This window comes from Roseibium sp. (assembly GCF_025698965.1).
Lineage (GTDB): Bacteria > Pseudomonadota > Alphaproteobacteria > Rhizobiales > Stappiaceae > Roseibium.
This window is the reverse complement of the sequence record NZ_JAILWL010000437.1, coordinates 1-5,641: the sequence shown is the minus strand read 5'-3', so window position 1 is coordinate 5,641 and position 5,641 is coordinate 1. Positions and strand designations below refer to the sequence as shown.

Annotated in this window: 9 protein-coding genes and 1 pseudogene; 6 read left to right on the top strand and 4 right to left on the bottom strand. The window is 55.0% G+C overall.

Annotation, left to right across the window (positions count from 1 at the left end):
• The 4 genes from K5905_RS26320 to K5905_RS26305 all read left to right on the top strand — a co-directional run.
• Positions 1–272 (top strand): hypothetical protein (locus K5905_RS26320; RefSeq protein WP_297589747.1); only part of this gene is annotated, 272 nt, incomplete at its 5' end.
• A gap of 22 nt (positions 273–294) precedes the next feature.
• The gene (locus K5905_RS26315; protein ID WP_297589744.1) at positions 295–1,071 is read left to right on the top strand and encodes a polysaccharide deacetylase family protein; all 777 of its coding nucleotides are present in this window, start codon (positions 295–297) and stop codon (positions 1,069–1,071) included.
• Positions 1,072–1,104: 33 nt separating this feature from the next.
• On the top strand, positions 1,105–1,410 hold the full coding sequence (locus K5905_RS26310) for a DUF3088 domain-containing protein (RefSeq protein ID WP_297589742.1): 306 nt from the start codon (positions 1,105–1,107) through the stop codon (positions 1,408–1,410).
• Positions 1,411–1,442: 32 nt separating this feature from the next.
• Positions 1,443–1,982 carry a cysteine hydrolase family protein gene (locus K5905_RS26305; RefSeq protein ID WP_297589740.1) on the top strand — a complete coding sequence of 180 codons (540 nt, stop codon included), beginning with the start codon at positions 1,443–1,445 and terminating at the stop codon, positions 1,980–1,982.
• Between the two features lie 33 nt (positions 1,983–2,015).
• Here the strand turns inward: K5905_RS26305 and K5905_RS26300 are convergent, their stop codons facing one another.
• Together K5905_RS26300 and K5905_RS26295 are read right to left on the bottom strand one after the other, a co-directional pair.
• Positions 2,016–2,588 (bottom strand): peptide-methionine (S)-S-oxide reductase, encoded by a 573-nt coding sequence (locus K5905_RS26300; RefSeq protein ID WP_297589737.1) that lies wholly within the window; start codon positions 2,586–2,588, stop codon positions 2,016–2,018.
• A 9-nt stretch (positions 2,589–2,597) separates the two neighbouring features.
• On the bottom strand, positions 2,598–3,497 hold the full coding sequence (locus tag K5905_RS26295) for a LysR substrate-binding domain-containing protein (protein WP_297589735.1): 900 nt from the start codon (positions 3,495–3,497) through the stop codon (positions 2,598–2,600).
• Positions 3,498–3,624: 127 nt separating this feature from the next.
• Between K5905_RS26295 and K5905_RS26290 the strand changes: the two genes are divergently transcribed.
• Together K5905_RS26290 and K5905_RS26285 are read left to right on the top strand one after the other, a co-directional pair.
• The gene (locus K5905_RS26290; protein WP_297589733.1) at positions 3,625–4,065 is read left to right on the top strand and encodes a cupin domain-containing protein; all 441 of its coding nucleotides are present in this window, start codon (positions 3,625–3,627) and stop codon (positions 4,063–4,065) included.
• 243 nt (positions 4,066–4,308) lie between these two features.
• Positions 4,309–4,863, top strand: a complete 555-nt coding sequence (locus K5905_RS26285) for a GNAT family N-acetyltransferase (RefSeq protein WP_297589731.1) — start codon at positions 4,309–4,311, stop codon at positions 4,861–4,863.
• Between the two features lie 143 nt (positions 4,864–5,006).
• Here the strand turns inward: K5905_RS26285 and K5905_RS26280 are convergent, their stop codons facing one another.
• A complete protein-coding gene (locus K5905_RS26280) occupies positions 5,007–5,210 on the bottom strand; it encodes a DUF2783 domain-containing protein (protein ID WP_297589728.1) in 204 nt (67 codons plus the stop codon).
• 2 nt (positions 5,211–5,212) lie between these two features.
• Positions 5,213–5,641, bottom strand: a pseudogene (locus tag K5905_RS26275) (FAD-dependent oxidoreductase); the annotation flags it as partial.

Genomic DNA, 5,641 nt, shown 5'->3' with positions numbered 1-5,641 from the left:
AAGCCGTCGAACAAGGCTGGCTTCCCGGCCCTTTGAACAGCGCGCTTCGGGAGCTTGGCATTCAGAACCTTGAATGCGCCTCCCGCGTCCTTATTTTTCAGCAGGATCTGGCAGCAGCTTATTTCAATAGTCTCGGGGTTCATGCCGAAGAAGCTGGTGCCATCTCAGAGGACGAAGGAAAGGAATGGCAGCAGTCGATTGACAGGTTGCGAGAGAAAGGCGAAATCTTCGCAACAATCGGTTACTTCCTCTTCACCGCCTCCCGTCCATGACACTTCAACCGGATCGCGTTTTTTGACCATACCCTCCTCCGCTGCCCATCTGCAGCGCTTCAAAGACGAGTTGACCTCCCATCTCGACTGGTTTGCAGAGCGCGGCCGCAAAGTGCGGTTCTGGTGGCGCGACGACGATGCCGTTAAGCCAACAAAACTGCTGGACCGCATGCTCGACCTCGCCAACCGTCACGGTGTTGACCTGGCCCTTGCCGTCATCCCGAAGGATGCAACCGAAGCGCTGGCGAAACGGCTGGCAAAAGAGCCTCGGGCCTGGGTTCTTCAGCACGGCTGGCAGCACAAGAATTTTCAACTCAAGGAAAAACGCGAAAAGGCTGCCGAACTCGGTTCGCGCCGAGACCCGGATGAATTGATTGCACAGCTTGCCGACGGCAAGGCAAAGCTGGAAGACCTTTTCGGCGACAAGTTCATCCATGCGATGGTGCCACCGTGGAATCGGATCGACCCGAAAATCTCACGTCGTCTGCTGGAGATCGATCTCCCTGGCCTTTCCACATTCACCTGGCACAATTTCCCACGGGCTCATCAGGTCCAGTCTCATATCGACATCCTGAAATGGAAGAAACATGTGCGTTTCATTGGCTGGGAAAGCGCCCGCCTGCGCTTCGATCTGCAGCTCACGAGACGACGGAACATCCGCCTGGAACCCGTTGGTCTGCTGACCCATCACCTTGCCCATGACGAAGGCTGTTTTGAGTTTCTGGAAGAGTTTCTGGCAATCGCCGCCCATCACGACGGTGCGGAATGGCCGGACGTAAAGGGTTTGTTCGCGCAGTAAACAGGTTTTCTCAGTGAAGATGGGAGATGTTGCTTGAAAGATGCGCTCTATTTGCTTGAGCCGGGTTTCACAGATCCGGATTATCCGAACAAGACATTCTATTGCTGGCATTGCGCGCTCATGGAAGGTGTCCTCACCTCGTTTCCCCATCTGGTGCAAAAGCTGGAGGTCCGACGGGTCGGCTGGCCAAGACCACGGCAGCCGATCATCAATTTTCTTGGGGAAGGTAACCAGAGCCTTCCTGTCTTGATCCTTGCTGAAGGCGGTTTCATCAACGACAAGGACTTGATCCTGCAAGCGTTGAGCGAGCGCCACGGCTTTCCGTTCCCCCATCCCTGATGTCGTCGCAGATGCAAAGTAGGAATGCTGATATGGATGTTTTGCTGATCGTCGACATGCAATGCGGATTGATGGAGGGGGCTGCCAAACACAATCTTTCCAGTGTGATCGAGCACATTAATGCGCTGACGAAAGAAGTGCGCCGCAGAAACGGTGCGGTTATCTGGATACGGCACTGTGGCACTGCAGGAGAGAGTTTCGAGCCGGGAACAAGTTCCTGGGCCTTTTTGCCTGAACTGATCAGAAACGAAGACGACACAATTGTCGAAAAATCATTGAATGACGGTTTTGCCGGAACCGAATTGAAAAGAACGCTCGAAGAGCTCCAGCCAACACGAGTGATGATTTGTGGTTGGGCTACCGATTTTTGCGTCGATTCAACAGTTCGCTCAGCGGTATCCAACCGGTTTCCAGTCGCAGTCGTCTCCGACGCTCATACGCTGGCTGACAGGCCGCACCTTTCTGCGTCAGCGGTCAAGGAACATCACCACTGGCTGTGGCAAAACCTTATTTCTGAAACACCGGTACAGCTGATTGAAACCAAGGCCTATCTAGAGGAACCTTCGCGTTGACGGGGTCGCCAGGATACGGTTGAAGCGACGACGTCACCGGCTCGCCTCCTCCTTCAGCACGTTGCTGTATTCCCTCCTCAGCATCGCCAGTTTCGGGTCGATATAGGTCTTGCAGAAAGGACGTTCTGGATCGGTGGCATAGTAATTTCGAAAGCGCGCATCAGATGCCTTGAAGCCAGCAAACGGAAGGACCCTCGTGACAAGAGGGTCGTCAAATTGCGGTTGAAAATCACACAGGATGCGGTCGACAAGCAAGCCGGTTTCGGCCTCCTCGACATAGACCGCACTCCGGTATTTGCCACGCAACTTGTGATGAGATGTGCTGGCATGTGTGCGCAGATGGATTTCTACAAGCACCTCAAGCGGCAGCGCTACTGGATCGAGGGTGACGATAACGGCTTCAGACCAACTGTCTTCCGGTGGTTCGGAACGGATGAAACCTTGTTCGACGGTTGAAATCCCGCCGAGCGCCTGAAAGACGGCTTCAGTGCACCAATGACAGCCACCGCCCAATCCGATTTTTACCTGCGCCTGTGCTGTCACCTGAATTCGTCCGTTTGTCAGCTTTGTCCGCGCATTTACCGCATCTGCCGGCGCAGTCGGCAAATCACATTCTCAGGATTGCAGCGTGTAGGATCTGTTGGCGATCATCCAGTCCGCGACCTGCCGGACGGGAGAGTCTTGGGCTTCATCCTCACGAAACGTAACGAAGTAGCCACGTCCCGAACCTGCCGAGACATCTGTCAATCTGACAAGCGCACCGCTTTCCAAAAAGACATCCAAGAGCCCCGCCCAGCACAGGCAAACGCCCTGCCCCGCCAGTGCAGCATTGACCATGAGTGCGTAGCTGTCGAAATCCAGCGTCCGCAGCTTGGTCCGGACCGGAGATCCGACGGCATCAAACCAGGTTTCCCAGTTGTACCAGGCACCAGTGTCACGATGCTGCCCCAACAGGCGTTCCGCCTTCAGGGCATCGACCGTAAGATCTCCGCCTTTCAAGGCGACATAGGCGGGACTTGCGACAGGAAAGACGTCCTCGCCAAGCACAGCGCCGACTTCCAGTCCTTGCCAGTCGCCATCGCCGAACCGGATGTTCACATCCGCTGTATCCTTATCGTCAGTATGCGCCTGACTTATGATTTGTATCGACGTTTCCGGCATGGCCTGTTCCAATTCCGGCAACCGCGGAATAAGCCAATAGGCAGCAAATCCCGATCCGCATGCAACGCTGACCGTTCCAGGTGCCGTTGTATCGCGCAATCGTTCGACCACCGCTTCGATCCGCGCCAGACCGGACCTCAAAACGTCAAATAACTCTTGCCCTTCTGCCGTTAACTTCAACGGCCGGGTACCTCGATCCACAACGCAGCAGCCAAGATCTTCTTCAAGCATGGCAAGACGGCGGCTGACGGCCGGTTGGGAGACATTCAGCTCCTGAGCGGCCCGAGTGAGTGTTCCATGCCGCGCGACGGCATCAAAAGCCAGCAGACTGGAAAAGGAAGGTAAACGACTCACACTATAACCTCAGCGTATAACGATATGAGATTTTCCAATATTGCATAAAGACCGCCTTTCAGGGAAGTTTCCATCCATAGGCCCAGTGAGGGAATGTCGTCTGTGAATTCAGAGCGGAGACTGAAACATGCGTATGAACGAAATCCTCGAAGACACCCATGAGGCAATTGTGGCTGCGGATCTCGACAAAATGCAGCGAGGCTTCGCGGAACATGTAGACCATCAGGCCGTTGAAGGTGGAACAGATCCAGTGTTCGGGACCGTTGAATGGAAAACGCTGATTTGCGCCAACAAAACTCCATCCAGCGGGCTTGTCTTCGGTGTTGCCAACTTTCCTCCGAATGGGTGTCTCAATCCTCACCGGCACGCTCCTGCCGAGTTCTATTTCGGTCTTGCAGGATCGGGCACCGTGACCATCAATGGCGAAACGCTTCGAATTGAGCCAGGCGTTGCGATCTATGTTCCGCCCAACGCCGAACACGGTGTGAATGCAGACGCGGCAGGACTATCGATGGCCTATGGCTTTCCATCCGACACGTTCGGCGCAATTGCCTATGAATTCGCGTGAAATGCACTAACGGTGATGGCACGGGGTTTTCTTGCAATTGACAGAACGCGCGCGGTGCGCGAGTGTCGCCCCATGATCAACTATCAGATGCTACATGTGATGACCATTCATACCGTCGTTCCTGCAGGGGACGCGGCATGGTTGTCATGGGTTGATATCTGACCTGATCACCATCGCCCCTGCTTAGTAAGAGCAGGGATTGCGATATGGCCTGCTCTTGAAAAAGATATCACGAGAGCCGGTATGAGACCTGACACCAATTCACCATCGGAACTCAACTCCGTTTCAAGGGCCCGTCCCTGGCCGGACGGTCTTGTCATACGCGCAATATCCCCTGCGGACGCTGAAGGCATTACAGCTCTTCAAAGTTTGCCGCAGTATCGCGCAGGAACCCTGAGGCTGCCCTATCCCAAAAAGAAAGACGTTGAAGCGCGGATCGAAAATGCATCACCCGACGCCGTTTCATTGGTTGCTGTCCTTGATGGGAAAATCGTGGCGATTGCCGGGTTTTCACGTTTCGCAGGCCGCCGTGGGCACGCAGCCGGTCTGGGAATGGGTGTTCACGATGACTATTGCGGCCGCGGCATAGGCGGGGCGATCCTGGCGGAGCTCTTGGACATTGCCGACAACTGGATGGATATCCGCCGGATTGAGCTCACGGTTTTCATCGACAACGTTGCTGCGATCAGGCTTTATGAGCGCTTCGGATTTGAAACCGAAGGCACGTTTAAATCGTTTGCATTCCGTGACGGAGTCTATGTTGATGCCCATTCAATGGCCCGTATTCGGGGCGGCTGATCAGGCGAACGGATGATTTGTCGACGACGCAATACGATGATGATCGTTCAACTAGACCAAGGGTTTCTTCTCCACTCTGGGTCATCCCCGATCTGGTCAGAGATGACGCCTATGGGAAACGGGCGGCCAGAGCCGCCCATTTCTTACGCAACAATCGCTTTGGGGTCTGCCGCGAAATCGATCGCGGTCTTGAGCGTTTCCATGTTGCCAACCTGGTTGCAGAGGATGAGAACCAGTCGCGCGTTCATGCGGTTGGCCTCATCATCGCTCATGTGACGCTGGCTGGAGACAAGGTATTCATAAAAGCCATCCGGATCTTCGAGATTCGAGTTCAATTTCAAAGACATCTTCACTCAGCTCCTATTGCCGTTTTAAGTGCGGCCTGCACCTTGTTGTCATTGAAGTGGCGCCATCGGGCTGCAACATGCTGGTCCGGCCGGATCAGGTAGACTGTGCCGGGTCTTCCGTCATAGCGGTCGGCAAGTTTGCCGTCGGCGTCGTCAATATCCTTGCCGACACGCAAAACTTCCACTCCGACATTGCCGTTCGCAACGTCCTCGGCATGCTCATCCCCGAACACCAGCAGGGTAAAACCATCACCGATCTGATTGAGGAACCAGGCGTCCTTGCCACCGACCCTGACAGGCGCATCGGCGCAACAGGTTCCGGGAGTCATCCGGCCTTCAAAGTCTTCCTCGTCCACCGTGTTCAAAGAACTCGTCACATAGGGCGTTGGCGCCGAGAGACGACCGGAATTCACCAGCGGCTTGGCAAAATC